Genomic DNA, 3,405 nt, shown 5'->3' on the forward strand with positions numbered 1-3,405 from the left:
CATGGTCGACGCCTCGGTGGCTGGTAAGCTGGAGGGCCTGCGGCGCAGCCTGCAGTAGCCCGAGACGGACGCAGCGGCTTCGTGATGGTTCGGTGTGGAGCGCAGTGGGTCTTTCCCCGGTGCGCTCCGCTCCATTCAACCCGGGAGGAGTATGCGGCTCAAGCAACTGCTGATCGACCTGCCTGAGCTCCAGCCCGCCGACCTGGCCGATGTCGAGATCGGCGGCGTGGGTTCCGACTCGCGCTTGGTGCGGCCGGGGTGGGTGTTTGTCGCCGTGCGCGGGGAGCATGTCGACGGGCACGATTTCCTACCGGCCGCTGCCGCCGCCGGCGCGGTCCTGCTGGTAGGCGAACAGCCCGATCCCGGCCTTCCCGTTCCCTACCGCCAGGTGAAGGATTCGCGCCACACGCTGGCCCACCTGGCGGCAGCCTGGCAGGGCTACCCGGCCCGGCGGCTGGTGATGATCGGCGTCACCGGCACCGATGGCAAGACAACCACCGCCAGCCTGATCCACCATGTCCTGGCCGGCAGCGGCCAGCGCGCCGGATTGATAACCACCGTCAGTGCCGTGATCGGCGACACCCGAGTCGAGACCGGCCTGCATGTCACGACCCCAGAGGCCGTTCTGGTGCAGTCCCTGCTGCGCCAGATGGTTGATGCCGGGATGACCCATGCCGTGCTCGAAGCCACCTCGCACGGTCTGGCACAAGGCCGAGTGGCCGCCTGCGACTTCGACTTGGCGGTGATCACCAACATCACCCATGAGCACCTTGATTACCACGGCTCGTTCGAGGCGTATCGCCGGGCGAAGGCCGGCCTGTTTGCCGGCCTGGCGGAGACGCCCGAAAAAGCGGGCGCGCCGGAACGAATGGCCGTGCTCAATGCCGATGATGGGTCGTACCCTTACCTCAAAGAGGTCACTCAGGTGCGCCAGCTGACCTATGGGCTGGACCCCGGAGCCCAAATCCGGGGCAGCGGGGTGATCGTCGACGCCCAGGGGATTGCGTTCGTGATCGAAGCCAAGGATCACCGGCAAGCGGTGCGGACGGGGCTGGTGGGCCGCTACAACGTGCCCAATGTCCTGGCTGCCTATGCGGCAGCCGTCCGGGGCCTCGGGGTGTCGCCGGCAGCCGCAGCCGCCGCCATCGCCACCTTTCCCGGATTACCCGGACGGATGGAGCGTATCGATCTCGGCCAGCCCTTCCTGGCCCTGGTCGACTTTGCCCACACCCCAAACGCTCTCCGGCAAGCCTTGGCGGCGGCGCGGGAGGCGGCCTCCGGTCGGGTGATCGCCGTCTTCGGCTCGGCCGGGTTGCGCGACCGCCAGAAGCGGCGCATGATGGCGGAAATCGCGGCCAAGGCCGCCGACCTCAGCCTGCTGACGGCGGAGGATCCGCGCACCGAGCCGCTGGAGGCGATCCTGGAGGAAATGGCCCAGGGCGCACTGTCCGCCGGCGGCGTGGAGGGTAGGACATTTCTGCGAGTGCCGGACCGAGGCGAGGCCCTGCGCCAGGCGGTCGGTCGTGCCCGGCCCGGCGACGTCGTCATCGCTTGCGGCAAGGGGCACGAGCAGTCTCTGTGCTTCGGCGGGGTCGAGTACCCGTGGGACGAACGCCTTGCCCTGCGGGCGGCGCTGGCGGAGCTTCTAGGCGTGCCGGGTCCGGCCATGCCCCACCTGCCGACGAGTGTCTGATGGCCGTTGAGAAGGCGCGCCAGGCTGCCTCCGAGCGCCTGGGAAGGACTTCCCATCCGTCCAGCCTGAGCGTGGCCCAAGGATGGCTTGCGGGCCACATGTCTTTCGGCTACAGTATCTGCATGCAGGCCCCGGCAGCAGGCCGCGACGCCATGGGATCGACGACGAGGCATAACCCATGACCGACCAACTCGACTCTTCTGCAGCGGGGAAGGTGCTCGCCTTCCTCGATCTGGCGACGTTTGAGGAGGGCACGGCCATCCGCGGCGCCTGTCTGGTCACTGATGCTCTCACCCGGCCGCTGGAATTCCGCGTCAGCGGCGCCATCCGTCCGACCAGCCTGCAGAAATTGCTGTACGGCGACACGCTGCACGAGTACATCTGCAACGACCTTGTCGGGCTGCCGATCCTGGCGGCGATGGAGGCCAAACCGGACGTGGTCCTGGTTCGGGATGCGGAGTTCCTCAAGCTGCGGTCCCGCATCGATCTCCCCGTGTTGTGGGTGCGGGGAACCGTTGATGGCCAGTTTGTCCTGCAATCTCTGCCGGGGTATGAGAACGAGGCCGAGGCCGGCAGAAACGCCCTGCCGCGCCGGCTGCGCGGGCGCAGTATCCTCGAGCCCTTCATGCGAATTCGCTCGGCTTTGGAAGAGGCCCACAATCTGAAGGTGGGCGAGCTGCAAAAGTCCTGACGTGCCCCGCCTGCGATCTCGCAAGAAGGTGCCTCCGCTTGAACCGCCCCAATCCACCGGCGTGCGGGAACTGGCGCTCGAAGCCCCGCAGCACTGGTCGGCCGCCCCCCGGGCGGAGATCGTCCTCACCCCCGACGACGGTGGATCCGCCCAGCCAGCCCGGATTGCCCCAGATCTGACCTACGAGTTCAGCCTCAGTGGGCTTGAGACAACCGTGATCGAGAAGCTGGCCGAGGCCGTCCCCCGGCCGCCGATCCTGGTAGAGCCCGTGCGTCCGGCGCCGGAGGCGCCGCCGTCCGGGGTCATGCTGGCGGTCGCTTCGGTTGCCCGGCCGGCCGGGCCGACGCCTCTCCCCAGGCAGACCGCCGATCCGCTGGACCCCGAGGCCGACACCCGCCTGGATCAACTGCGGCCATACCTGGTCGAGACCGTCCTGCCGCTGGAAGGTTCAGGCGGCGAGGTGCTCCAGATGCTCCGGCCGCACCAATTGGAGGCCTTCCAGGCTTTGCTGGCGCAGGAGTCACTGCTGTTGGCGGACGATCTCGGCACCGGCAAGACGACCACCGCCTGTCTGGCAATCCTGGCGCTCTTCCAGCGGGGGCAGGCGCGCAGAGTGCTGCTGGTGTGCCCGGATAGCCATCGCCGCGAGTGGGCAGCCGCCCTGGCAGACTGGTGTCCGGGGCTGCTCGTCACCGCCGTCCACGGGGATCGCGCTCAGCGCGCCCTCGATTGGTCCTCGCCGGCGCACGTCCTGCTGGCGGACTATGAGGCGCTGGCCGGCGACATGGAGCGGGGTCTGATCGACGCCACCCGCATGGACCTCGACCTGATCGTGTTGGACAGTGTCTTGGGGGCGCGGCGCTTGAAGGCCAGCCCGGCCGAGCCGGCCTCTCGCTTGCGGCCGCGGCGCCGCTGGGCGCTGGCCGGGGCATTGCCCGAGGAGCGAGAAGACTGGCTGACGATCTTTCGCTTCCTCACCCCCGGACTGGCCAACGTCGGCGCCGGGACGACCGCCTCCGAG

3 protein-coding genes are annotated in these 3,405 nt (G+C 68.8%); all 3 read left to right on the forward strand.

Annotated features, from left to right (window positions below):
* The first annotated feature begins 151 nt into the window (after positions 1-151).
* Complete coding sequence (locus MUO23_00115) at positions 152-1,693, forward strand: UDP-N-acetylmuramoyl-L-alanyl-D-glutamate--2,6-diaminopimelate ligase (protein MCJ7511354.1); 1,542 nt, start codon at positions 152-154, stop codon at positions 1,691-1,693.
* Positions 1,694-1,871: 178 nt separating this feature from the next.
* Positions 1,872-2,384, forward strand: a complete 513-nt coding sequence (locus MUO23_00120) for a hypothetical protein (GenBank protein ID MCJ7511355.1) — start codon at positions 1,872-1,874, stop codon at positions 2,382-2,384.
* A 1-nt stretch (position 2,385) separates the two neighbouring features.
* The coding region (locus tag MUO23_00125; GenBank protein ID MCJ7511356.1) for an SNF2-related protein at positions 2,386-3,405 on the forward strand (1,020 nt) is incomplete at its 3' end.

This window comes from Anaerolineales bacterium (genome assembly GCA_022866145.1).
Classification (GTDB): domain Bacteria; phylum Chloroflexota; class Anaerolineae; order Anaerolineales; family E44-bin32; genus PFL42.

Coding starts and splice junctions, on each gene's coding strand:
- MUO23_00120 (MCJ7511355.1), top strand. CDS start 1,872: ATGACCGACCAACTCGACTCTTCTGCAGCGGGGAAGGTGCTCGCCTTC.
- MUO23_00115 (MCJ7511354.1), top strand. CDS start 152: ATGCGGCTCAAGCAACTGCTGATCGACCTGCCTGAGCTCCAGCCCGCC.